Annotated in this window: 16 protein-coding genes and 1 pseudogene; 9 read left to right on the top strand and 8 right to left on the bottom strand. The window is 77.0% G+C overall.

Annotated features, from left to right (window positions below):
• Positions 1–79: 79 nt before the first annotated feature.
• Genes EJA20_RS09480 through EJA20_RS09490 form a run of 3 tightly spaced genes read right to left on the bottom strand, consistent with a single transcriptional unit; the run spans position 80 to position 4,574 of the window.
• On the bottom strand, positions 80–1,390 hold the full coding sequence (locus EJA20_RS09480; protein ID WP_129337911.1) for an ABC transporter substrate-binding protein: 1,311 nt from the start codon (positions 1,388–1,390) through the stop codon (positions 80–82).
• Complete coding sequence (locus tag EJA20_RS09485; RefSeq protein ID WP_240675292.1) at positions 1,387–3,558, bottom strand: DUF2264 domain-containing protein; 2,172 nt, start codon at positions 3,556–3,558, stop codon at positions 1,387–1,389. The genes EJA20_RS09480 and EJA20_RS09485 overlap by 4 nt, the downstream gene beginning before the upstream one ends.
• Positions 3,555–4,574, bottom strand: a complete 1,020-nt coding sequence (locus EJA20_RS09490) for a hydroxyacid dehydrogenase (RefSeq protein WP_240675293.1) — start codon at positions 4,572–4,574, stop codon at positions 3,555–3,557. The genes EJA20_RS09485 and EJA20_RS09490 overlap by 4 nt, the downstream gene beginning before the upstream one ends.
• A 224-nt stretch (positions 4,575–4,798) precedes the next feature.
• Between EJA20_RS09490 and EJA20_RS09495 the strand changes: the two genes are divergently transcribed.
• Genes EJA20_RS09495 through EJA20_RS09505 form a run of 3 tightly spaced genes read left to right on the top strand, consistent with a single transcriptional unit; the run spans position 4,799 to position 8,888 of the window.
• Positions 4,799–6,757 carry a heparinase II/III domain-containing protein gene (locus EJA20_RS09495; RefSeq protein WP_129337912.1) on the top strand — a complete coding sequence of 653 codons (1,959 nt, stop codon included), beginning with the start codon at positions 4,799–4,801 and terminating at the stop codon, positions 6,755–6,757.
• Positions 6,754–7,944, top strand: coding sequence for a substrate-binding domain-containing protein (locus tag EJA20_RS09500; RefSeq protein ID WP_205687434.1), 1,191 nt, complete (start codon positions 6,754–6,756; stop codon positions 7,942–7,944). Before EJA20_RS09495 ends, EJA20_RS09500 begins: the two co-directional genes overlap by 4 nt.
• Positions 7,945–7,976: 32 nt before the next feature.
• Positions 7,977–8,888 carry a PIG-L deacetylase family protein gene (locus EJA20_RS09505; RefSeq protein ID WP_240675294.1) on the top strand — a complete coding sequence of 304 codons (912 nt, stop codon included), beginning with the start codon at positions 7,977–7,979 and terminating at the stop codon, positions 8,886–8,888.
• On the opposite strand, the gene pntB is transcribed toward EJA20_RS09505, so the two are convergent.
• From pntB to EJA20_RS09525, 4 genes are all read right to left on the bottom strand, one after another.
• Complete coding sequence (pntB, locus tag EJA20_RS09510; protein WP_129337913.1) at positions 8,806–10,215, bottom strand: Re/Si-specific NAD(P)(+) transhydrogenase subunit beta; 1,410 nt, start codon at positions 10,213–10,215, stop codon at positions 8,806–8,808. The two genes, EJA20_RS09505 and pntB, sit on opposite strands and share 83 nt — an antisense overlap.
• Complete coding sequence (locus EJA20_RS09515; protein WP_129337914.1) at positions 10,215–11,783, bottom strand: Re/Si-specific NAD(P)(+) transhydrogenase subunit alpha; 1,569 nt, start codon at positions 11,781–11,783, stop codon at positions 10,215–10,217. The genes pntB and EJA20_RS09515 overlap by 1 nt, the downstream gene beginning before the upstream one ends.
• Before the next feature lie 225 nt (positions 11,784–12,008).
• Complete coding sequence (locus EJA20_RS09520; RefSeq protein ID WP_129337915.1) at positions 12,009–13,403, bottom strand: hemolysin family protein; 1,395 nt, start codon at positions 13,401–13,403, stop codon at positions 12,009–12,011.
• Between the two features lie 138 nt (positions 13,404–13,541).
• On the bottom strand, positions 13,542–13,976 hold the full coding sequence (locus EJA20_RS09525; RefSeq protein ID WP_129337916.1) for a hypothetical protein: 435 nt from the start codon (positions 13,974–13,976) through the stop codon (positions 13,542–13,544).
• Between the two features lie 136 nt (positions 13,977–14,112).
• On the opposite strand from EJA20_RS09525, the gene EJA20_RS09530 reads away from it, so the two are divergent.
• From EJA20_RS09530 to EJA20_RS09540, 3 genes and pseudogenes are all read left to right on the top strand, one after another.
• Complete coding sequence (locus EJA20_RS09530; protein ID WP_129337917.1) at positions 14,113–14,658, top strand: PAS domain-containing protein; 546 nt, start codon at positions 14,113–14,115, stop codon at positions 14,656–14,658.
• Between the two features lie 434 nt (positions 14,659–15,092).
• Positions 15,093–15,461, top strand: a pseudogene (locus EJA20_RS19930) (methyl-accepting chemotaxis protein); the annotation flags it as partial.
• A gap of 238 nt (positions 15,462–15,699) precedes the next feature.
• A complete protein-coding gene (locus EJA20_RS09540; protein WP_129337918.1) occupies positions 15,700–15,930 on the top strand; it encodes a hypothetical protein in 231 nt (76 codons plus the stop codon).
• On the opposite strand, the gene EJA20_RS09545 is transcribed toward EJA20_RS09540, so the two are convergent.
• Positions 15,918–16,634, bottom strand: coding sequence for a biliverdin-producing heme oxygenase (locus EJA20_RS09545; protein ID WP_205687435.1), 717 nt, complete (start codon positions 16,632–16,634; stop codon positions 15,918–15,920). The two genes, EJA20_RS09540 and EJA20_RS09545, sit on opposite strands and share 13 nt — an antisense overlap.
• Positions 16,635–16,854: 220 nt before the next feature.
• On the opposite strand from EJA20_RS09545, the gene EJA20_RS09550 reads away from it, so the two are divergent.
• From EJA20_RS09550 to EJA20_RS09565, 3 genes are all read left to right on the top strand, one after another.
• Positions 16,855–18,561: an MFS transporter gene (locus EJA20_RS09550; protein ID WP_338068814.1), complete on the top strand. Its 1,707-nt coding sequence runs from the start codon at positions 16,855–16,857 to the stop codon at positions 18,559–18,561.
• 1,221 nt (positions 18,562–19,782) lie between these two features.
• A complete protein-coding gene (locus tag EJA20_RS09560; protein ID WP_164983912.1) occupies positions 19,783–21,387 on the top strand; it encodes a methyl-accepting chemotaxis protein in 1,605 nt (534 codons plus the stop codon).
• A 149-nt stretch (positions 21,388–21,536) separates the two neighbouring features.
• Positions 21,537–23,978, top strand: coding sequence for a glycoside hydrolase family 31 protein (locus EJA20_RS09565; protein WP_129337922.1), 2,442 nt, complete (start codon positions 21,537–21,539; stop codon positions 23,976–23,978).
• The last annotated feature ends 98 nt before the right edge of the window (positions 23,979–24,076 follow it).

Raw genomic sequence — 24,076 nt, forward strand, 5'->3', positions numbered from 1 at the left:
CGCTCCGGACGGTGACGTGGAGTGGTGGGGCCGGGGCCGGGCCGGCGGCGTGCGCCGGCCCGGCCCCGGGTGGGGTCGGTCAGCCGACCTCGTTCTCGACCCGCTCGGCCATCGTGGCCAGGGCCTCGTCGAGGGGGACGGCGCCGGTCATGATGTTCTGGTGCTCCTCGGTGAGGATCTGCTCGACCTGCGCGGTCGTCGGACCCACCGGCATCTCGAGCACGATCTCGCCGGGCTGGAACGCGGCCTGCGACACCTCATCGGTGGGCATGCCCTCCAGCGCGAAGTACGCCTCGGTGATCGCGTCGGACTGCAGGGCCGGCACCACGCCGATGGCGGCGACGGCCCTCGCGCCCTCCTCGCCGGCGGCGAAGGCGGCGAAGTCCCGCGCCGCGGCGACGTTCTCCGCGTTCTTGTTGACCGCGAAGGCCGTCGGTGCGCCGAAGGTGACGGCCTCGTCGGTCGCCTTCTCCTGCGGCATGGGGGCGATCCCCCACTCCACGTCCGTCTCGCCGGCCGCCTCGGCCTGCAGCAGCGCGGAGATGAACCACGTGCCCATGGGCAGCATCGCCGCCTGGCCCGTCGTGAACATCGTGCGGTAGCTGATCTTCTGGGTGGAGGCCGTGCTGTAGTCCAGCGTCGCGCCCGCGTCCTGCAGCTGCAGCGCGTGCTCGTAGTACGGCTCGAGGAAGCCGTAGCCCTCGGAGCCGAGCTGGTCCCCGCCCGTCTGGGCGGCGGCGATGGCGTCGACCACCGAGCGCCACGTGTGGGTGTGCGTGCCGTAGGTCGTCGAGCCCTCCGCGGGCGTGACGCCCGCGGCGGCGGCCTTCTCCGTGATGGTCTCGGCGAGGTCGACGTACTCGTCCCAGGTGAGGTCGGAGGAGGGGTACTCCTCGCCGACCGCGTCGAAGATGCCCTTGTTGTAGAAGGTGACCCAGAAGTCCTGGCGGTAGGGCACCGCGTAGTACGCGCCGTCCTGGTCGTAGGCGTCCAGGCCCGCGAGGTCGGGGACCCCCTCGACGACGTCCGTCACGTCCGCGAGCTGCCCCGCGGTGGCGAACTTGGAGTAGTCCATGACGCTCTTCATCGTCAGGACGTCCGTCGTGTCGCCGCCGGCCATCATCGCGGTGAGCTTCGTCGGGTAGTCGTCGGCGAGGATGTCGACGGGCTCGATCGTGACGTTGGGGTGCGCGGCCTCGTAGGCGTCGAAGAGCGCCCTGAACTCCGGCGTCCCCTCGAGGTTCCACACGGAGACCGTCAGCGTGACCGGGGCGTCGGGGTCGAGCGTCTCCGCGGCGGCGGCCGCGTCGCCGCCCCCGCTGCTGCACGCCCCGAGCAGCAGGGCACCGGCCGTCGCGGCGGCGAGCCCCTGCAGGATCCTGCGCTTCATTGCGTCTCCTCTCGTCGACGGGTCCCTGTGACCGCGTCGGCCCGTCCCGTCCCGGCAGGCGTGCCGCCGGGCCCCTGGTCCCCTCCGTGGGGCAGCACCACCCGCGTGCGTGCCCCGTCCGCCCACGTCACCTGCACGTGGGCCGCGTCGTGCGTCCCGTGCTGCGTCCCGTCCGGCGTCCCGTCCGGCGTGCCGACCGCACCCGTGCCCACCCCGACGGGCCCGACCGTCGGCGGCGCCCCCGCCCCGGCCGCGCGGCCCGCGAGGGCCACCCCGACGGCTCGCCACGCGCCCGGCCGCACCGGCGCGACCACGAGGGGCACCGCGGCGTGGGGGCCGAGCGGCGAGGCGTCGGTGCGCCGCACCACCTCCGCGCACGTCGCCGGCCCGAGGGCCACCACGTGCGACACGAGGGCGTCCGTGCGGACGGTCGCCGTCGGCAGCCCGGACGACGCCGGCCACGGTGCCCGGTCGGGGGCGCACGGCGAGACGACGTCCTCCTCCGGCGGCTGCGCGGCGGCCAGCGGCCACCCGCCCACCGCGAGCTCGACCGCCGCGGCGTCGGGCTCCGTGACCCGGACGAGGCGGACCTCCCACGCGCCCCGGAGGACCGACACGGTCGTGACGGTGCCGGCCGGCACGGCGGTACCCGTCAGACCGCTGCCGTGGGCCGGGCCGGGCGCGGGGCGCAGCCAGTGCGCCGCCGCGACGGAGGCCGCCACGAGCGCGTCCGGCGCCGCCGTGCCCTCGCCCGGCGTGGTCACGGCCTGCGCCGCGACCGGGCGGAAGCCCGTCCGGTGGGAGCGCCGGCCGACGGCGTCGACGAGCACGACGGAGCCGTCGACCGGGTCGGACCACGCCGCCGCGTCGAGCAGCGGCGCGGTGGCGGTCGAGTAGGCCAGCCGGGCGTACAGCGGCGAGTCGCCGCCGACGGCGCCGGGCAGGGCGTGGTCGACGCCGTGGTTGACGACGCGCACCACCCCGTCGGCACGGGTGCCGCTGACGAGCCAGCCCGCCGCGCGCACCGTCCGCGCGTGGTCCGCCGTCTCGACGGGGAGCGGCTCCTCGTCGGCCGTCCACACCGGGTGGTCCGCGGGGAGGGCGAGCCCCAGGAGGCCCTTGCTCGCCCAGTACGGCGACCCCGGGCCCGAGTAGGACTGCGCGAGGGCGGGCCACGCGCCGTGCCACCCGAGGGTGAGCAGGCCGCGCTCGTCGGGGGCGCCGCGGCGCACGAAGTGGTCGACGACCGCCGAGGCGCTGCGTCGCAGGCGGCCGGGCGCGACGGACGGCACGCCGGCGACCGCGCCCACCCAGAAGGGGGCGGCGGCGGCGAACCGGTACGCCAGGCTGCGGCCCTGCACGAGCGGCGAGCCGTCGCCGCCGACGAGGTGCACGGCGTCCTGCAGGAAGCGGTCGAGCATCGCGGTGTCGCCCGCGCGCCGCGGCGCGGCGAGGTCCTGCGCGCCGCCCATCCGCGCCCACAGGGTGGGGTACAGGTGCAGCGCCCAGCCGACGTAGTGGTCGAACGAGCGCTCGGCGCCGTCCGACAGCCACCCGTCCGCGCGGACGAAGGAGTCGTGCGTCGCCAGGTCGTCGCGCATCTCGTCGAGGGCGTGCGGCCCGCCGACGGACCGCAGGAACGTCTGCACGACGAGCCGGAACCACACCCAGTTGATGCGCGGGTACGTGTCGTCGCCGACCGCCGGGGCGAGGTAGTCCACGACCTGCTCCTGCACGCGCGGCGCGAGCCGGTCCCAGATCCACGGCCGGGTGAGGTCGAGCACGAGGGCGATCGACGCCGCCTCGACCTTCGCCTGGGCGTGCTCCTCCAGCCGGACCCAGCGGTGCGCGCCGTGGGGGTCCGTCCCGGCCGCGAGCCCCTCGGCGTACCAGGCGGCGAGGTCGAGGGGGTCGGCGCCGCGCTCCCCCGCCAGCCGGAACCCGGCGGTGAGGAACGTGCGCGCGAAGCCCTCGAGCCCGTCGACCGCGGTGCCGTACCCGCCCGGGCCGCCGGGGGGCGTGATCCGGGCGTGGTCCGGTGAGGCGTACGGCCGCACGGCGAGCAGCAGGTCGTCCGCGAGGCGACCCCACCGGTCGCGGTCCCAGCCCGCCCCGGCCGGACGCGTCCCGGCAGCGGCGGCGGGCACGGTGCCCGTGCCGGCGCTCACGCGCTCACCGCGGTCGCGTCGACGGTGAGGGGCGTCGCGAGGGGGCGGCCCTGCGCGAACGCCTCGAGCTCGTCCAGCACGTGCTCGCTCATCCGCCGCGCCTCGGCGCCCAGCGACCCCGCGACGTGGGGGGTCACCAGCACGTTCGGGAGGTCCAGGAGGGGCGCGCCCGCGGGGAGCGGCTCGGGGTCGGTGACGTCGAGGATCGCGTCGACCCGGCCGGACGCGCAGGCGGCCAGGAGGGCGTCGTGGTCGACGAGGGTGCCGCGCGCGGTGTTCACGAGCGTCGCGCCGGGCGGCAGGAGCGCGAGCTCGCGCGCGCCGATCATGTGCCGGGTCTCGGGCAGGGCCGGCGCGTGCAGGGTGAGCACGTCGGCGCGCCGCAGGGCGGCCTCGAGCTCGGCGGGCTCGCCGCCCGCGGCGCGCACCGCCACCGGGTCGGCGTAGGGGTCCACGACGAGGACCGCCGCGGTGTCGAGCAGCCGGAGCAGCTCCACCACCCGCCGGCCGATGCGGGAGAAGCCGACGACGACGACCGTGCGCCCGCGGTTGGACAGGTCCTCGCGCCCGACGACCTGAGCCCACGTCACGGGTGCCGTCCGGCCCTGCGCGGCGAGGAAGGGCGCCTTCTTGCCGGCCATGATGATGGCCGCGAGCGTGTACTCGGCGACCGGGACCGCGTTGGCCTCCGCCGCCGTGCTCACCACGACGCCGCGGCGGTAGACCTCGGCCCCGACGATCCCCCGCACGCTCCCGGCGGCGTGCAGGACCGCGCGCAGCTGCGGGGCCGCGCCGAGCCGCTCCGGCGTCAGCGCGGGGGCGCCCCACGACGTGACGAGGACCTCCGTCGTGGCCAGCCGCCGGCGCGCGGACGGGCTGTCGAGCTCCGGCGTCCAGACGGGGTCGCCGAGCTCGGCGAGGTCCGCCAGCCGCGCGAGCTCCGGGCCGCGGAACTGGAGCGCGAACGTGGGCGCGTCCATGGCCAGCAGCACGTGCGGGCGGGGGGTGACGGGCACGGCGTTCCTTCGTCGTCGAGGGAGGCGGGGGTGCGGCAGGGTGCACGGGAGCCGGGTTCACGACCTGTGCTGCTCCGCACGACCCGATCGATGCTGATCGCTTCGGTGCGACGTCGTCATCCAAGACCGATCAGTACCGCGCTGTCAACCGCCCGTCCCGCCCTGATACGATCAGGAACGATCACCGGGCCGGGTCGCGGCCCCCCGCTCGACGAGGAGCCGCCGTGACGACCCGCCTGACGACCGGCCCGACGACCGGGACCCCCGGTCCCCTGTGGCGGACGTGGGGGGAGGCGGCCGGGGCGGAGGGCCTCCGGGCCCGGCTGCGCCCCCCGGGCGCCGCGCTCCCCGTCCCGCCCGCGACCGACCGCGCCGTCTGGGACGCCACGGGCCCGCGCGGCGCGGACGCCGCCACGCTGCGGGCGGTGGTCGACCGTGCGGCGTCCGAGCGCGGCACCCCGTGGCCGCAGCCGCTCGCGTCCGGGTTCGCCCGCTACTTCCGCGACGGTGACCGTGCGGCCCACGAGGCCCGCGTCTTCGCGCTCGCCCACCGGCTCAGCCGGGCGGTCGTCGCCGCGGCGGCCCTGCCGGGGCGGGGGACGCTGGAGGCGGTCGTCGACGGCGCCGTGCTGCTGTGCGAGCAGAGCACCTGGTGCTGGCCGGCGCACGACGACACCCGCACCCGGCACGGTGCCGTGCTGCCGACGGTCACGGACCCCTACCTCGACCTCGGCGCGGGCGAGGTCGCCGCGCAGCTGGCCTGGACGGTCCACCTCCTCGGCGACGCGCTCGAGGCCGACGCCCCCGGGCTCGTGGCCCGCGTCCGGCACGAGGTGCGCACCCGCGTCCTCGACCCCTACCGCGCCCGCCGCGACTGGCACTGGCTGGGGCTCGACGGGGACGTCCACAACTGGAACCCCTGGATCCTCGGGAACGTCGTCACGGCGGCGCTCGTGCTCGAGCCCGACCCGGACGCGCGCGCGGACCTCGTGGCCCGGGCGCTCGTCGACGTCGACCGCTACGCCGCCTCGCTGCCCGCGGACGGCGCGATCGACGAGGGCGTCGGGTACTGGTGGAACGGCGCCGCCCGGCTGCTGGAGCTGCTCGAGGTCCTCGAGCACGCCACGGACGGCGCGCTCGACCCGACCGGCGTCCCGGCGCTGGCCGAGGTCGTCGCCTTCCCCCACCGCATGCACCTCGGCCGCGGCTGGTCGCTCAACCTCGCCGACGGCCCCGCCCGCGCCACGGACGACCTGCCCTGGCAGGTGCTGCACCGGTGGGGACGGCGCCTGGACGTGCCCGGGGCCGTCGCGCTCGCCGCCGCGCGGCGCGTGCCCGGCGCGCCCGTCGCGACGGAGGCGCCGGGCCTCGGGCGGCTGCTGCGCGCCGTCGTCGACCCGGACTGGCGCGCCGCCGCGCCCGGCCCCTCGCCGCTGCCGCGCGACGTGTGGCTGCCCTCGACGCAGGTGCTCGTCGCCCGCCGCGCCGCGGGGGACGGCCGGCTCGCCGTCGCCGTCAAGGGCGGCCACAACGGCGAGCACCACAACCACAACGACGTCGGGTCCGTCGTCGTCGCCGTGGACGGGGTGCCGCTCCTCGTCGACCCCGGACGCCCGACCTACACCGCCGTGACGTTCGGCCCCGACCGCTACACGCTGTGGCCCATGACCTCGGGGTGGCACAGCGTGCCCGTGCTGCGGGGGCACGAGCAGGCACCCGGCGCGGGGCACGCCGCCCGGGACGTCACGGTGGCGCTCGACGACGCGGCGGCGCGCCTCGGGATGGACCTGGCGGGCGCGTACCCGGCGGGCGCCGGCGTCGACCGGTGGCACCGCGAGGTGCACCTCGACCGGCGCTCCGGACGCGTCGCCGTCACCGACCGGTGGGAGGGCCTGGCGCCCGCCGAGGAGGTCGGGGGGACGGGGTCGACGCGGGTCCACTGGGTCCTGGCCGGCGAGGTGGAGCGGCTCGACGAGGGCCGGGCGCTCGTCCGGGGGCTCGAGGGCGCGGCTATGGTCCTCACCTGGGGACCGGGCCCGGTCCGGGCCCACGTGGAGGAGCGGGTGCTGGACGACCCGCTGCTCGTCGCGGTCTGGGGCGAGCGGCTGCGGCGCCTCGTGCTCGAGCCGGTGGACCCCGCGCCGTCGGGCGCGCTCATCCTGCACCTGGAGGTCGTCGCTTGAGCGTCACGGACAGCCGGCGCGTGCTGCCCGTGACGCGGCGCGCCCAGCTCCTCGAGGCCCTGCACCGGCAGGGCACCGTCCGGATCGCCGACCTCGTCGACGAGCTCGGCGTCACGGCGATCACGCTCCGGCGCGACATCGGCCAGCTGGCCGCCGAGGGCCTCGTGCGGCGGGTGCACGGCGGCGCCACCCTCCTGCCGGGCGTGCTGCCCTCCACCCCCGAGGGACCGGCGCCGGCCGCCGCGTCGACGGCGGCGGCCGAGCCCGCACCCGGGCCCGTCGCGATCGACCTGTCCCTCGGGGCGCCGCCGACCGGGGGCGCCCTCGGCATGCTCGTGCCGTCGCTGGACTACTACTGGCCCGGCGTCGTCCGCGGCGCCGAGGAGGAGGCGCGCGCCGGGGGCCTGCGGGTCGTGCTGCGCGGCTCCTCCTACGCGGGGGACGACGAGAGCCCCCAGCTCGAGCGCCTCGCCGCCCAGGCGGGGGTCGAAGGGCTGCTCGTCGCGCCCAACCTCGACGGGCCGGGGGCGCCCGCGACGGTGGAGTGGCTCGCGCGCACGCCGCTGCCGGTGGTGCTGCTCGAGCGGTCCGCGACCCTGGGCGCGCACCACGGGGCGATGGAGTCCGTCGTCTCCGACCACCGGCTGGGCGCGGCGATGGCGGTCCGGCACCTCGTCAGCCTCGGCCACCGCCGGGTCGCCGTCGCCGCCAACCGCACCAGCCCGACCTCGCGGCACGTCCGGGCCGGCTGGCGCGAGGCGTGCGAGGACCTGGGCCTGCCGGCCGACGACGGCCTCGTGGTGACGCTTCCCGCGCACGACGCGCCGGACTGGGACGGCTGCGTCGACGGCCTCGTCGACCTGGCCGCCGATGCCGGGGTCACCGCGCTGCTCGTCCACTCCGACCCGGAGGCCTTCGCCGTCGTGCAGCGGTGCGAGCAGCGCGGCCTCTCCGTCCCCGGGGACCTGTCGGTCGTCTCCTACGACGACGAGGTGGCCGGCCTGTTCAGCCCGGCGCTCACGGCCGTCCGCCCGCCGCGCCGCTCCGTCGGACGGGCGGCCGTCGCCCTGCTCGCCGCGCGGCGCGCGGACCCCGGGCGCCCCGTGCACCGGGTCGTCATCAGCCCGTCGCTCGTCGTGCGCGACTCCACCGCACCCCCGCGCCGGCTCCCCCCGTCCGGGGGCTGACGGCCGGGCCGCCGGTCCCTACCCTCGGAGGGGTGCACCCGACGCTGGGTCTCGTGTTCGCGCACCCCGACGACGAGGTGTACGCGGTCTTCGGCACGGTCGCCCTGCACGACGCCGCGCCTCACGGCGACCCGCTGCGCGTCGTGGTGCTCCACGCCACCGACGGTGAGGCCGGACAGGTGGCCCCGGGCGTCGCGGTGGGTCCCGGCGGGCTCGGGGCGCTGCGCCGGGCCGAGGACGCGGCGGCCTGGGCGGCGCTCGGGCACGAGCCGGAGCGGCACGTGTGGCTGGGCCTGCCCGACGGCGGCCTCGCCGGGCTCCCGCCGGGGCAGCTGGAGACGGCGGTCGCGGGTTTCCTCGCCGCGGAGCGGCCCGACGTCGTCGTGACGTGGGGCCCCGACGGCGTCACGGGGCACCCGGACCACGTCGCGGTGGGCGCGGCCACGGACGCGGCCTTCCACCGGGTCCGGGCGGACGGCGGCCCGGGGCTGCACCGCCTGCTGCACTGCGCGATCGGACGGGACTGGTACGACCGGCACCAGGCCTTCCGGCGGCGGCAGGGCTGGGGGCCGTGGGACCCGGACCGCCTGTACCACCTGCGCCCGGTGCCGCAGGAGGCCATCGGCGTCCGCGTCGACATCGCGCCCGTCGCGCACCGTCTCGTCGCCGGCCTCCGCGAGCACCGCAGCCAGGCCCACGTGCTGGCGCCCGCCCTGCCGGACGCGGTCGTCGCCCACGTGACCCGGGAGGAGACGCACGTGCTCGTCTGGCCGCCCCGGGCCCCGGGGGCCCCGCTGCTGCACGACGTGCTCGAGGGCCTGCCCGGCCTCCCGGGCACCCCGGCCTCCCCGGGCACCCCCGCTAGCGGACGAGCGCCGCGGCCGGCGCGGGGACGGCCGCCACGATGTCCTCCACCCGCTGCTTCGCGTCGCCGAAGAGCATGACCGTGTTCTCCCGGAAGAACAGCGGGTTCTGCACGCCGGCGTAGCCGGTCGCCATGGAGCGCTTGAAGACGACGACCTTCTTGGCCCTCCACACCTCGAGCACGGGCATCCCGGCGATGGGCGAGCCCGGGTCCTCCGCGGCGGGGTTGACCGTGTCGTTCGCGCCGATGACGAGCACGACGTCGGTCGCGGGCAGGTCGTCGTTGATCTCGTCCATCTCCAGGACGATGTCGTAGGGCACCTTCGCCTCGGCGAGCAGCACGTTCATGTGCCCGGGCAGGCGACCGGCCACGGGGTGCACGCCGAACCGCACGGTGGTGCCCTGCGCCCGCAGGCGCGCCACGAGCTCGGCGACGGGGTACTGCGCCTTCGCCACCGCCATGCCGTAGCCCGGGGTGATGACGACGGTCCGCGCGTCCTGGAGCATCTCGGCGACCTCCTGCGGCGTGGTCTCGCGGTGCTCGCCGACGGGCTCGTCGCCCGCCGGTGCGGTCCCGCCCTCCGCGCCGTAGCCGCCGAGGATGACGGAGACGAAGGACCGGTTCATCGCCCGGCACATGATCCAGGACAGGATCGCGCCGGAGGAGCCGACGAGCGCGCCCGTCACGATGAGCAGGTCGTTGCCGAGCATGAAGCCGGCGGCGGCCGCCGCCCACCCCGAGTACGAGTTGAGCATGGAGACGACGACGGGCATGTCCCCGCCGCCGATGGCCGCGACGAGGTGCCAGCCCAGCGCGAGGGCCACCACCGTCATGAGCAGGAGCGGGACGACGGAGGGGGCGGCGAGGAACCAGGCGAGCAGCGCGCCGCACACCACGAGCGCGGCGAGGTTGAGCAGGTTCCGGCCCGGCAGCGTCAGGGGCGCGCTGCGGATCCGCGCGGACAGCTTGAGGAAGGCGACGACGGACCCCGTGAGGGTGACCGCCCCGATGAGCACGCCGAGGAAGACCTCCACGAGGTGCAGCGGGTCGGCCCTCTCCGTGAGGTAGGAGTTGATCCCGACGAGCACGGCCGCGGCGCCGACGAACGAGTGCAGCACGGCGATGAGCTCGGGCATCTGCGTCATCTCGACGGTCCGCGCCCGCCATGTGCCCACGACCCCGCCGATGACGAACACCAGCGCGACGAGCAGCAGGGTGACGGGCACGGGCCGCTCGGACACGTCGACCGCGAGCGCGACGGTCGCGACGAGCGCCAGCGCCATCCCGCCCATCCCGAGCAGGTTCCCGCGGCGCGCCGTGGCCTGCTTCGACAGGCCGGCCAGGGACAGGACGAAGAGCACCCCGGCGACGAGGTACAGGCCCTGGGCGAGCGATCCGAGCGTCATCAGGCGTCCTTCCGGAACATGCCGAGCATGCGGTACGCGACGAGGAACCCGCCGACGATGTTGATCGAGGCGACCGCGGCGGCGACGAACGCCAGCGTGGTGACGAGCCAGGAGTCGGAGCCGAGCTGGAGCAGCGCCCCGACGAGGATGACCCCCGAGACGGCGTTCGTCTGCGCCATGAGCGGCGTGTGCAGGGAGTGGCTGACGTTCGAGATGACGTAGTAGCCGACGATGACCGCCAGCACGAACACCGTGATGGAGGCGACGAAGGACGGCGGCGAGACGGCCACCGCCAGCACCACGAGCGCCGCGGCGACGGCGGCGAGGACCCCTCGGCGCCGGGCCTGCGCCGACGCCTCGGCGGCCGCCCGGGCGGCCACCTCGGCCGGGTCGGGGGCCGGCGCCGCGACGACGGCCGCGACGGCGGCAGGGGCGGGCGCCGCCGACACCTGCACGGGGGGTGGCGGCCACAGCACCTCGCCGGCGTGCGCCACCGTCATGCCACGCTGGACCGGGTCCTCCAGGTCCAGCACGAGCCGCCCGTCCTTCGCCGGCGTGAGGAGCCTGAGGAGGTTGACGACGTTCGTCCCGACGAGCTGCGAGGTGTGGCTCGGCATGCGGCTGACGAGGTCCGTCCAGCCGAGGACCGTCACGCCGTTGCCCGTGACGACGCGCTCGCCCGGCACGGTGAGCTCGCAGTTCCCGCCGCCGGAGGCCGCGAGGTCCACCACGACGCTCCCCGGCCGCATGCCCGCCACCATCGCGGCGGTGATCGTGCGCGGCGCCCGCCCGCGCACGAGGGCCGTGGTGATGACGATGTCCGCCCGGGCCGTCTCCTGCGCGTACATCGCGGCGGTGAGCCTCTCCTGCTCGGCGGTGAGCGCCCGGGCGTACCCGTCGGCGGAGACCTCCTGCTGCGCCGCCCGCGCCTGCACGAAGGTCGCGCCCATGGACTCGATCTGCTCGCCGACCTCGGGCCGCACGTCGTAGGCGCGGACCTGGGCGCCGAGGCTGCCGGCGGCCCCGATGGCCGCGAGCCCGGCGACGCCGGCGCCGATGACGAACACCGTGGCGGGCGCGGTCTTGCCGGCCGCCGTCACCTGGCCGGTGAACATGCCGCCGTACTCGGCGGCGGCCTCGATGACCGACCGGTAGCCGGCGATGTTCGACATCGTCGACAGGACGTCCAGCGCCTGCGCCCGGGAGATGCGCGGCACCGCGTCGAGCGCGAGGGCGGTGACGCCGCCCGCCGCCAGCCGCTCGACGAGCGCCGGGTCCGCCGCGGGGGCGAGCATCGACACGAGCGTCGTGCCGGGCCGCAGCGCCGCCAGCCGCGGGGCGTCCGGGGCGCCGACGGCCGTGACGACGTCGCACGCGAGCACCGCGTCGAGCTCCGCGACCCGCGCACCCGCCTCCTCGTACGCGGCGTCGGAGAAGCTCGCCGCCGCGCCGGCGCCGCCTTCGACGACCACCCCGTACCCCAGGCCCACCAGCTGCGCCACCGTCCTCGGTGTCGCGCTGACGAGGGTCTCCCCGGGTCGAGACTCCCGGATGACGCCGATGTCCATGACCGCTCCCGTGCTGCTGTCGGCGGCCCGGGCGGTGGCCCGGGCTCGCGTCGTCGTGCCCGCGCCGGCCAGGACGGCCAGCGTGGAAAGCGCTTGCCCACCGTAGCGGGCCGACGCCGTCCAGGACCAGAGCGTCGCACCCGCAGGGGTGCGGGAGAAGGACCTCCGGGGCCGTGGGGCGCCGGGCGGGCACGGCTGTCGCGGGACGGAGGTCCCGCCCCGGGGTCAGGGCCGGCCGGGCTGCTCCTGCGGACCCTCGGGGGTGAGCACCCCGGACGCCACCGGCCCGGCACCGGCGTCCACGCCGGCCGGCGGGAGGCCGGGCTGCCCGGCGGCGACGAGCACCTGCCCGCCACCCGCCGCGACGACCCGCAGGCGGGCGATCCGCCGCCGCTCGGTGGTGAGGACCTCCAGTCGGGTGCCGTCCTCGAGCGTCACCGCGTCGCCCGGCCGGGCCAGGCGTCCCAGGAGGGCGAGGACGAACCCGGCGGCGGTCTCGTAGGGCCCCTCCGGCAGGGTGACGCCCGTCCGCTCGGCGAAGTCCTCGATGCTCAGGCCCGCGTCGACGGAGCCCGTGGTCCGGGAGACGGGCGCCACCTCGTCGTCGTACTCGTCCCGGATCTCGCCGACGAGCTCCTCGACGAGGTCCTCGAGGGTGACGATGCCGTCCGTGCCGCCGTACTCGTCGACCACGACGGCGATGTGCACGCCCTGGCGCCGCATCGTCGCCATCGTCGTCAGCACGCGGCTCGTGGCGGGCACCGCGAGGATCGGCCGCAGCAGCGTGGTGACGGGGGCGTCCCCGCGGCCGTCGCCGAGCAGGTCCCGGACGTGCAGGAAGCCCAGCACGTCGTCGAAGTCCTCGCCCGTGACGGGGTAGCGCGAGTGGGGCAGCGACGCGAGCTCCGCGCGCGCCTCGCCCACGGTCCGGCCCGCGGGGAGGAAGACGACCTCTCCCCGCGGCCGCATGACCTCCACGACGGTGCGCTCCGAGGCGTCGAAGACGTCGGAGACGATGCGCCGCTCGTGCTCGGGCAGCGCGCGGTGGCTCTCGACGATGTCCCGCAGCTCCTCGTTCGTCATCTCCTCCGAGCGCGCCGAGGGGTCGCCGCCCACGAGCCGCACGACGGCGTCCGTGCTGCGCGAGAGCAGCCAGATGACCGGCCGCATCGCCTGCGCGAAGCGGTCCAGCGGCGGCCCCACGAGCTTCGCGAGCGACGCGGCGCGCTGCAGCGCGATGCGCTTGGGGACGAGCTCGCCGAGGACGAGCGAGAGGAAGGCCACGAGCAGCGTGAGGAGCACGAGGGCGACCGTCTGCGCGAGCCCCTCGGGCAGACCGAGCGCGACGAGGGCCGGCGCCAGGTCGGGCGCGAGCGTCGAGGCGCCGTACGCGGCGGAGAAGAACCCGGCGACGGTGACGCCGATCTGGACCGCGGCGAGGAACCGGTTCGGGTCGCGGGCGACGCTCGCGACCTTCGCGCCCCGACCGCCCTCCCGCTCGAGGCCGCGCAGCTGGCTCTCGCGCAGGGAGACGAGCGCGAGCTCCGTCCCGGCGAAGACGCCGCCGACGAGGATGAACAGGACGACGAGGCCGAGGTTCGTCCACGTGCCGGCGTCCATCAGGCACCACCCCCCGCGGTGCTCACGCGCGGTGCGCCCGGGGACGGGGGGCGGCCGGTACAGGGCGAGGGGTTCACGGGGGGCACCAACGGCCCGCGGGCCCGCGCCGTTCCCACCCGGCGCGCCGGGTGGGCGACGTCACGCCCGCGGCCGGTGGCGCAGCGGGAGCCACACCGCGACCGCCATGAGCAGCATCGCCAGCGGCACGTGCACGACCGCCATCCCCCGGACCTCCGCGTCCCCCCACAGCAGGCCGACGACGTACTCCAGCGCGAGCAGCACGACGAGCACGGTCGTCCCGACGACGAGGTCGCGCCGCTCCCGCAGCCGGGCGAGGACCACGACGAGGGCGACGAGCGCCAGGAGCAGCGTGATCTCCGCGCCGCGCTGGTGGACGGAGGCCCAGGTGTCGCGCGCCGCCGGGTCCTCCTGCGCCATGAGCACGCCCGCCCACAGGCCCTGCAGGAGGATCCCCAGGGACGTGATCCCGACGAGCGCCCCGTAGGGCCTGCTCGTGCTGCGGACGGCCGCCGCGCGACCCGGCGCGGACGAGGACGCGGGGGTGCTGACCATGCGCGCATCCTCGCAGAGCCGAGCAGCGCGAGGGCTGGAGAGCGCGTTCCCCGGACCGGGTGACCCCGAACCCTCCAGCCGGGGGACCCGGCCGCCGATGGAAGGAGGGTCCAGCCAGCAGCGAGCAGGAGGTCCCATGCGCACCCAGGCACCGGCGCCGACCGGCGTGGAGCGGTCCTTCGCGCCCGACGAGATCATCGTGACGAAGACCGACCTCCAGGGCCGGATCACCTACGCCAACGACGTCTTCCTCCGGGTCTCGGCCTTCGAGGAGGACGAGGTCCTCGGGCAGCCGCACAACGTCATCCGTCACCCCGACATGCCGCGCTGCGTCTTCGGGCTGCTGTGGGACACGCTGCGCGCCGGGCAGGAGCTCTTCGCCTACGTGGTGAACCTGGCGGGCGACGGCGCCCACTACTGGGTCCTCGCCCACGTGACGCCGTCCGTCGGGCCCTCCGGCGCCGTCGTCGGCTACCACTCCAACCGACGCGTCCCGACGCGGGCGGCGCTCGACCAGATCCAGCCGCTCTACCGCTCGCTCGTCGCCGCCGAGCGGGGCCACCGCTCCGCGACGGAGGCCGTGGCCGCCGGCCGCGCGCACCTCGACGACCGCCTCGCCCGCGCGGGCCAGACCTACGACGAGATGGTCTGGTCCCTCGCCGGCACGACGAAGGCCCGGTGACCGCCGTGCGCAGCAGGACCTCCTCCGCCCTCGCCCGCCCCCGCGGCGCCGCCGACGTCGACGCCGCCACGCTGCGGTCCGTCCTCGCCGAGATCCGCCGCGTCATGGAGGCCGCCGCCCAGGGCGACCTCGAGGAGCGCGTCCGGCACGTGGCCGGCACGGAGGGCGACGCCGACCTGGCCGCCACCCGCGCCGCGGTGAACCGCGTGCTCGACCGCACGGACGCCTTCACCCGGGAGGCCGGCGCCTCCCTGGCGGCCGCCTCGGAGGGCCGCTACTACCGCGAGTTCCTCACGGTCGGCATGACGGGCTCCTTCAAGCACGGCGCGACGACGATCAACACCGCCCGCGAGCGCATGGCCCAGGGCCAGGCGGAGGTCGCCGAGGCCGCCCGCACCCGCCTGCAGACCGCCGACACGTTCGAGGCGACCGTCATGGCGCTGTCGGAGCAGCTCGCCGCGGCGGCCGTGGAGCTCGGGGCCTCGGCCTCCGGCCTGGCGTCCTCCGCCGGCGGGGCGGTGGCGGAGGCCTCCGGGACGCTCGCCGCGGTCGCGTCCCTGGACGCCACGGCCCGCGAGATCGGGGCGGTCGTCGACCTCATCGCGCGGATCGCGTCGCAGACCCGGCTCCTCGCGCTCAACGCGACCATCGAGGCCGCGCGCGCCGGGGAGGAGGGCCGCGGCTTCGCCGTCGTCGCCCAGGAGGTCAAGTCCCTCGCGGACTCCACGGGCCAGAGCACGGAGCGGATCACCGCGCAGGTGGGCTCGCTGCAGTCCGCCGTCGGCGGCATGACCGCGTCCATCGAGTCCCTCGGCTCGACGATGGACGAGATGGACCGCATGGTCGGGGCGATCGCGGAGGCCGTGGACTCCGGGGAGGCACGGTCCCCGCAGGTCGCGCAGACGCAGGGACTGGCGCAGATGGCCGAGGTGCTCCGCACGGAGGCCCTGGCCGTCCTGCACGCGCTGCGGGAGGACCATCGGGGGTGCGGGCCATCTCGAGCAGGACGGGCCGGCCCGGTCGACGAAGGAGTCGGTCACCGTGCAGCTGCGCCCCATGATGTTCCCCTGCCCCCAGCACCCGTCCGTCGACCTGACGGGCCGGGTGCGCACCGCGCTCCAGCAGCAGACCGGGCCCCGCAACGGGTACCAGGTCAGCCCGTCCGCGCCGGACGAGCGCCACCCCCACCCCTTCTCGGTGCACGTCGCGTGCCCGGGCTCGGGCCAGCACGACGCGCACACGCTGACGACCGCGGGGACCTACGTGCCCTGACGTCCCAGCGCCAGCAGCAGGAGGCGGTTGTGGTCGAACGCCCGGCGGGCCTCGACCACCACCGCCGCCCGCGCGGCCCCGGCGAGCGGCAGGGCGTCCAGCGCCTCCCGCACCTGCCGGCGCAGCACGGGCACGGGCGCGTCGAAGCGGTAGAACGCGAGCGCGGCGTCCCCGACCCCCGTGGCGCGCAGCCCGGCGGCGACCACCTGCCCGCCCGCGAGGTCCCCGAGGTAGCGGGTGTAGACGTGCGCGGCCAGGGCGCCGGGGTCCGTGCGTCCGACGGCGTCGACCCGGTCGGCGTACTCCCGGGCCGCGGGCAGGACGGGGGCCGCGGCGTCTCCCCCCGCCCCGGCGTCGCCCGCGAGCGCGGCGAGGTCGGCCGCCAGCGCCGGCCCCCGCCGCAGCGGGCCCGCGACGAGCGCCCCCAGGGGGCCGAGGCGCTCCGGCGCCGCGTCCACCGCCCGCTCCAGCGCGGCGTAGACCACCCGCAGCTGCCGCAGGTAGCGGGCGTACTCCCCCGGTGCGAGCCCGCCGCCGACGAGCCGGTCGACGAAGGGCACGCTCTCCGCGGCCCGGTGGTCGTCCGCCGTGCCCGCACGGAGCAGGGCGGACAGCGCCGCGGTGCCCGTCGCGGACCCCGTCCCGGACCCGTCCGTCGTCGTCCCCGGCACCCGCCACCACCCCTCGCACCGGGCGCCCCGCACGGCCGCCCCTCGGTGACGGTACGTCCGAGGGCACGACCGCCCTCGTCGCGTCCGGCAGGAGGACCCCGGGCAGGACCCGGGCAGGACCCGGGCAGGACCCGGGCAGGACCCGGGCAGGACCCCGGCAGGACCCCGGCGGGCGCCCGGTGCCCGCCGGGTCCAGGCTCGTGCGCGGTGCCCGCACGCGGCGGGCCGCCCCCGCCCCGAGGAGCCGCGCCCCGTGACCGCCCCCGTCCCGACCGACCGCCCGACCCGTGCCTCCGTCGGCCTGCGCTCCGAGCGCGGTCCCGTCCTCCTCGCCCTCATGACGACGACGGCGCTCGTCGCGGTCGACGCCACCATCCTGGCCACCGCGGTGCCGACGATCGTGGCGGACCTGGGCGGCTTCACGAGCTTCCCGTGGCTCTTCTCCGTGTACCTGCTCACGCAGGCGGTGTCGGTGCCGCTCTACGCGAAAGTCGCGGACACCGTCGGGCGCAAGCCCGTCGTGCTGGGCGGGATCGCGCTGTTCCTCGTCGGGTCCGTGCTCTGCGGGCTGGCGTGGTCCATGCCGGCGCTCATCGCGGCGCGCGCGGTGCAGGGGCTCGGCGCCGGGGCGGTGCAGCCCATGGCCGTGACGATCGTCGGCGACGTGTGGTCCGTGGCGGAGCGCGCCCGGGTCCAGGGCTACATCGCCGGGGTGTGGGGCGTGTCCTCCGTCGTCGGGCCGACCCTCGGCGGGCTGTTCAGCGAGTACGGGCTCTGGCGCTGGGTGTTCTGGGTCAACGTCCCCCTGTGCCTGCTCGCCGCCGCCCTGCTGGCCCGCACGTTCCACGAGCGGGTCGAGCGCGTCCGGCACCGCGTCGACTGGGCGGGCGGGGCGGTGCTGGCCGTCGCCCTGACGCTGCTCGTGCTGGCGCTGCTCGAGGGCGGCAACGCCTGGCCGTGGGTGTCGGTGCCCGGCCTCGGCGTCGTCGCGGGCGGTCTGGTGCTGCTCGGGGTGTTCGCGCTCGTCGAGCGCCGCGCGGAGGAGCCCGTGCTGCCCGTGCGCCTCCTCACCCGGCGGCTGCTCGCCACGACGGCCCTCGTCGGCGCCGGGGTCGGGGTCCTCCTCATGGGCGTCACGACCTACGTGCCGACCTTCCTCGAGACGCTGGCCGGCACCTCGCCCCTGGGCAGCGGGCTGACCCTGGCGTGGCTGACCATCGGGTGGCCGATCGCCGCGTCGCAGTCCGGCCGGCTCTACCTGCGCATCGGGTTCCGCTCGACCGTGCTGGTCGGGAGCCTGCTCGTCGTCGCCGGCGCCGCCGGCCTGGCCGCGGTCTCGACGGCGCCGTCCGCGGTGACCGTGGGCGCCACGTGCTTCGTGCTGGGCCTCGGTCTCGGCCTCGTCGCCTCCCCCTCCCTCATCGCGGCGCAGGCGAGCGTCGGCTGGGGCGAGCGCGGGGTGGTGACGGGCGCGAACCTCTTCGCGCGGTCCGTGGGCAGCGCGGTGGGCGTCGCGGCCCTCGGGGCCTCGTCAACGCCCGGCTCGGCGGCGCCGACCCGGCCGCGGCCCCGGAGCGGTTCGGGGACGCGGCCACGGCCGCCTTCACGGCCGTGGCGGTCGCCGCGGTGCTCACGGCCCTCGCCGCGCTGGCGATGCCGCGCGACCGGCCCGGGACGGCGGACGCCGCGCCGGCCCCGGGGAGGGACGGCACGGCGTCGGGCACGGCGGGCACGGCGGGCACGGCGGGCACGGCGGGCACGGCGGGCACGGGGTCGGGCACGGGGTCGGGCACGGCGCCGGGGCGCTCCTAGACCGTCGCGCGGGGACGCGCAGCCGGGCGCGGCGCCCGCAGGCCGCGCCGGCCGCGCAGGTCGCGCAGGTCGCGGAGGTCCTGGCGGCCGGGCAGCCAGGACACCGCGGCGGCGGTCGCCGGGTGCGAGCCGTAGACGAGCAGCGTGAGGAAGACGCCGTAGACGGGCAGGTGCCCGATGGCCTCCGTCGTGCCGAAGATCAGCAGGGTCGCGTTGAAGGGCACCATCGCGACGAGGACCGCGACCTGCGGCAGGGCGCCGGACAGCACCAGCGCGCCGAAGAGCAGCTCGACGGTCGCCGCGACGAGGACGAAGGCGTCGGCCGGGACGTCGAGGCCGACGAGGGCGAAGACGTCGAGCTGGGGGTAGGCGGCGAGCGTGTCGCGGGCGAGCTCGGGGTTCGTGAACTTCTCGGAGAACGCGAGCGTGACGAGCGCCGTGGCGACGCCGACGCGCAGCGCGAGCAGCGCCCACCGCTCGCGGACGGGGTCCGGGGCGACGCGGCCGAAGGTGCCGTCCGACGGCGGGAGGACCGCGAGGAACGCGGCGATGCCGACGACGTCGGCCGCCTCCAGCAGGGCGACGGGACCGGACGTCACGGCGGTCGCGGGGCCGAGCAGGGCGACGAGCACCGCGGCGGCCCGCAGCCGCACCCCGGTGATGAGCCAGATCCCCAGGAGCGCCTCCACGACGCCGGCGACGGCGGCGCCCGGCACGTCGTCCAGGTGCGTGGAGGGCGTGAGGAACCGGCCGGTCACCGCGTACGCCAGCAGCGAGACGCCGAGGTGGACGGCCAGCAGGCGGGGCAGGAACGGGGCGAGGCGGCCGAGGGGCTGCAGGACCCGCAGCTCGGGCCGCGGCAGGCGCCCGGCCACGCGGCGCCACACGAGGGCGACGAGGACGACGGCCGCCGTCAGCGCCAGCGGCAGCGGGCGCAGGTAGAAGGACCACTCGCCGCCGTCGGTGCTCTCCGTGAACCAGCGCTCGTGGGCGGAGGCGGGCACGGCCGTGCCGGCGACGAGGGCCGCGGCGACCGCGGCCGTGCGCGTGGCGCGGCGGAGGTGGCGGCGGGCGGCCGGGCGGACGGCGGGCCGGGCAGGCACGGCGGGTGCGGCAGGCACGGCGGGTGCGGCGGTGGGGGTCATCGTGCGGTCCTCAGGTGTGGGGGTCCCGAGCGGCCCGGGCAGGACCGTCCCCCTGAGCATCGGCGTCGCGCCGCCCCCTCTCCCGGGACCGAGGTCCCGACCCCGGGCCCCCGGGCATGGCGGGCGTCACGCCGACGGCGCCGCGCGAGGCCTCACCCGGGCCGCCGCGGGGCCGATGGGCCGCACGACACCCCGTGCCACCCCCGTCCCCGGGAGACCCACCCATGCCCACCACCCCCTCGTCGCGCCTCCCGTGGCGGCGCCTCGCCGACGCCCCCGTCGGCACGCGCATCCTCGCCGCGGTGGCCGTCATGGCGGCGGTCGTCCTCCTCGTCGGCGGCCTCGCCACGACGCAGATCCGCGACATGCGCGCCGACGCCGCCCTCGTCTACTCCGGCAACCTCGAGCCCCTCAACACGCTCAGCGGCGTGCAGCGCAGCCTCGCCTCGCACCGGGCCCGCGTCCAGGAGTACCCGCTGGCCGACGCGGAGCGCCGGGCCGAGATCGCCTCGGAGCTCGACGAGCTCGTCGACGGGATCCGCACGGGTGTCGAGGACTACGCGGCCCACCAGGTGGACCCCGGCACGGTCGAGCTCTTCCTCACCGCCTTCGACGCCTACCTGCCGGTCGTCGACGACCTGCTCGCGCTGGCCGACGCCGGCGACCTCTCGGGGTTCCGGGCCACGTTCACCGACGGGATGCGCCCGGCGCTGTCGGACATGGGCGACGCGATCTCGGCGGAGGGCGAGGCCCAGGCCGCGCAGGCCGCGGAGCGCAACGCCGCCGGCGCCGCGGACTCCTCGACGGCCCTGCGCCTCGTCCTGCTCGTGGGGCTGGCGGGCGTCGCGGTCGCCGTCGCGATCGCGCTCGCGGTGGCCCGCTCCGTGACGCGCCCGCTCGCCGCCGTGCGCCGGTCGCTCCAGGCCATGGCCCGCGGGGACCTCACGGTCGCGGCGCAGGTCGACGCGCGCGACGAGGTCGGCGCCATGGCGCGCGCGCTCGGCGAGGCCCAGACGGCCACGCGCGAGGTCCTCGACGGCGTGCGCCGCGCGGCGCAGGGCGTGCACGACGCGTCCGAGGAGCTGTCCCACACCGCCACGACGCTCGCCGCCTCGACGGAGGAGACCTCCGCCCAGGCGGGCGTCGTCGCCGCGGCGGCCGGGCAGATCAGCGGGAACATCAGCACCGTCACCGCCGGCGCCCGCGAGATGGAGCTGTCCATCGGCGAGATCTCGCAGAACACCACCCGGGCGGCGCGCGTCGCCGAGCAGGCCGTGACCCTGGCGCAGTCCACGACGGAGACCGTCGCGGAGCTCGGCGCCTCCTCCGCGCAGATCGGCACGGTCGTCAAGACCATCACCTCCATCGCGGAGCAGACGAACCTGCTGGCGCTCAACGCCACCATCGAGGCCGCCCGCGCCGGCGAGGCCGGCAAGGGCTTCGCGGTCGTCGCCGGCGAGGTCAAGGACCTCGCGCAGGAGACGGCGAAGGCCACGGAGGACATCGCGGCGCGCGTCACGAAGATCCAGACCGACGTCACGGGCGCGGCGGAGGCCATCGGCCGCATCGCCGAGGTCATCGGCCAGATCAGCGACTTCCAGACGACGATCGCCTCGGCCGTGGAGGAGCAGACCGCCACGACCGCGGAGATGAACCGCAACGTCGGCGAGGCCGCGCAGGGCACCGACGAGGTGGCGCGCAACGTCTCCTCCGTCGCGGAGGCGGCGTCCCTGGCGGCCGAGAGCGTCCAGCAGACGCAGGCCGCGTCCGTGGACCTCGCGCACATGAGCACCGAGCTCACGGGCGTCCTCGGGCGGTTCACCGTCTGACGCCCGCACGCCCCGCACGCCCGCACGCCGACGGCCGGTCTCCGCACGGGGGGCCGGTCGTCGCCGTCCCCCCGGGCGCGGTCCGTGGCACGCCCTCCCCTGGGGCACGATGGGCCGGGACCGCACCCGCGTCCGAGAGGGGCCCCTCCGTGAAGCCCGCGTACCGCCTGCCCTCCCGCCCGGTCGCCGACCCCGGGGCGGTGGTCGCGGGGGACACCTGGCGGATCACGCTGCTCACGGACGGCCTCGTGCGCCTCGAGCACGCCGCCGACGGCGTCTTCGAGGACCGGGCCTCCACCTTCGCCCTGCACCGCCGGCTGCCCGTGCCCGAGCACCGGGTGGAGGACCGCGGCGACCACCTCGTGGTGACGACGGCCCGGTTCACGCTCACGTACGACAAGGGCCCGTTCTCGACGAGCGGCCTCAGCGTCGCGGTCGGCGGCGGGGTGAGCAGCTACCACTCCGTGTGGCGCCACGGCCAGCCGCGCGACGACCTGGGGGGCACGGCCCGGACCCTCGACGGGGTGGACGGGGCCGTGCCGCTCGAGGCGGGCGTCGTCTCGCGCCACGGCTTCGCGGTGATCGACGACTCGGCCTCGCCGCTGCTCGACGACGAGGGCTGGGTCGCCCCCCGCGCGGGCGACCGCCAGGACCTCTACGTCTTCGCGTACGGCCGCGACCACGAGGAGGCCGTCCGGGCGCTGCACCTCGTCAGCGGGCCGGCGCCCGTCGTCCCCCGGTGGGCGCTCGGCACGTGGTGGAGCCGGTACCACCGGTACACGGAGGAGTCCTACCGGGCGGTCGTCGAGCGCTTCCGCGCCGAGGGCGTCCCCCTGTCCGTGAGCGTCATCGACATGGACTGGCACCTCGTCGACGTCGACCCCGTCCACGGCAGCGGGTGGACGGGCTACACCTGGAACCGCGAGCTCTTCCCCGACCCCGAGCGCTTCCTCTCGTGGCTGCACGAGCAGGGGCTGCGGGTGACGCTCAACGTGCACCCGGCCGACGGCGTGCGCTCCTACGAGGACGCCTACCCCGCCATGACGCAGGCGCTCGGCCGCGACCCGGACGAGGGCCTGCCGATCGCCTTCGACGTCACGGACCGCCGGTTCCTCGAGGCGTACCTCGAGGTGCTGCACCGCGGGCTGGAGGCGCAGGGCGTCGACTTCTGGTGGCTGGACTGGCAGTCGGGGCCGTACTCGCGGGTCGCCGGGGTCGACCCCCTGTGGATGCTCAACCACTTCCACTACCTCGACAGCGCCCGCGAGGGCCGCCGGGGCCTGACCTTCTCGCGCTACGCGGGGCCCGGCAGCCACCGCTACCCCGTGGGCTTCTCCGGCGACACCGTCATCTCCTGGGCCTCCCTCGACGCCCAGCCGCACTTCACCGCCACCGCCGCGAACATCGGCTACGGCTGGTGGAGCCACGACATCGGAGGCCACTTCTTCGGCGCGCGCGACGACGAGCTCACCGCCCGCTGGGTCGAGCTCGGCACGTTCTCGCCGATCCTGCGGCTGCACTCGGGCGCCAACCCCTTCATCACGAAGGAGCCGTGGGCCTTCCCCGGGGAGGCCGGCGCGACGATGACGGCCCACCTGCGCCTGCGCCACCGGCTCGTGCCCTACCTGCACACGATGAACCACCGGGCGGCGCAGGAGTCCGTGCCCCTCGTGCGGCCCGTCCACCACGGCTGGCCCCGCCGCGAGGAGGCCTACGCCGTCCCGAACGCCTTCCTGTTCGGGTCCCAGCTGCTCGTCGCGCCCGTGACGCAGCCCGCCGACCCCGCGTCGCGCCTGGGCCGCACCCGCGCGTGGCTGCCGGAGGGCACGTGGCTCGACCTCGTCGGCGGGCTCGTCTACGACGGCGACCGCACCCTCGACCTGCACCGCCCGCTCGGCGCCGTCCCCGTGCTCGCGCGCGCCGGGGCGGTGGTGCCGCTCGACGGCGCCGCCGTGCCGGGCAACGACCCCGTCAACCCCGAGCACCTCGAGCTCGTCGTCGTGGTCGGCGCGGACGGGCGGTTCGACCTCCTCGAGGACGACGGCACGGCCGACGGCGCGACCGTCCGCACGCCGGTGCGGCTGGCGCAGGCACCGGGCGAGCTCCGGGTCGGCCCCGCGACCGGCCCCCTGGCCGCGGTCCCGGCGCTCCGGCGCTGGACCGTGTCGTTCGCGGGGCTGGACGTCGGCGCGGCGGACGACGACGCCGCCCTCGCCGGACGGGTGCGCGTGAGCGTCGACGGCCGCGCGGTGGCGGCCACCGTCCGGCGCTCCGACGCCGTGGGGCTGGCCTCCGGGCTGCCCGCCGGGGCCTGCGGCGGGCTCGTCGTCGACGTCGACGAACCCGTCGCCGCCGGTGCCGCCCTGCTCGTCGAGCTCGGCCCCGAGCCCGCGCTGGGCGGGGTCGACGTCGCCGCGCGGGCCTTCGCCGTCCTCGACCGCGCCCACGCCTCGCACCAGGGCAAGGCACGGGCGTGGGACGCGGTCCGCTCGGCGCGCCCGCTCGGCACCCGCGTGGCCGAGCTGGGGACGCTCGACCTGCCCGCGTCGGTCGTCGACGCCGTGACGGAGGTGCTGCTCGCGCGCACCTGACCGGCACGCGGACGGGGGCCCCGCCCCCCCGCGCCGCACCCGGGGCTCCGCCGCGACGAGCCGCTGCCCGCAGGGGCGGCGGCTCGTCGTCGTGCTGC

The organism is Cellulomonas endophytica (assembly GCF_004123805.1).
Taxonomy (GTDB): Bacteria; Actinomycetota; Actinomycetes; order Actinomycetales; family Cellulomonadaceae; genus Cellulomonas; species Cellulomonas endophytica.

Bases quoted from the DNA above. Each gene is read 5' to 3' on its own strand.
- EJA20_RS09480 (WP_129337911.1), bottom strand. From the start codon at position 1,390: ATGAAGCGCAGGATCCTGCAGGGGCTCGCCGCCGCGACGGCCGGTGCC.
- pntB (WP_129337913.1), bottom strand. From the start codon at position 10,215: ATGACGCTCGGATCGCTCGCCCAGGGCCTGTACCTCGTCGCCGGGGTG.
- EJA20_RS09515 (WP_129337914.1), bottom strand. From the start codon at position 11,783: ATGGACATCGGCGTCATCCGGGAGTCTCGACCCGGGGAGACCCTCGTC.
- EJA20_RS09520 (WP_129337915.1), bottom strand. From the start codon at position 13,403: ATGGACGCCGGCACGTGGACGAACCTCGGCCTCGTCGTCCTGTTCATC.
- EJA20_RS09525 (WP_129337916.1), bottom strand. From the start codon at position 13,976: ATGGTCAGCACCCCCGCGTCCTCGTCCGCGCCGGGTCGCGCGGCGGCC.
- EJA20_RS09530 (WP_129337917.1), top strand. From the start codon at position 14,113: ATGCGCACCCAGGCACCGGCGCCGACCGGCGTGGAGCGGTCCTTCGCG.
- EJA20_RS09560 (WP_164983912.1), top strand. From the start codon at position 19,783: ATGCCCACCACCCCCTCGTCGCGCCTCCCGTGGCGGCGCCTCGCCGAC.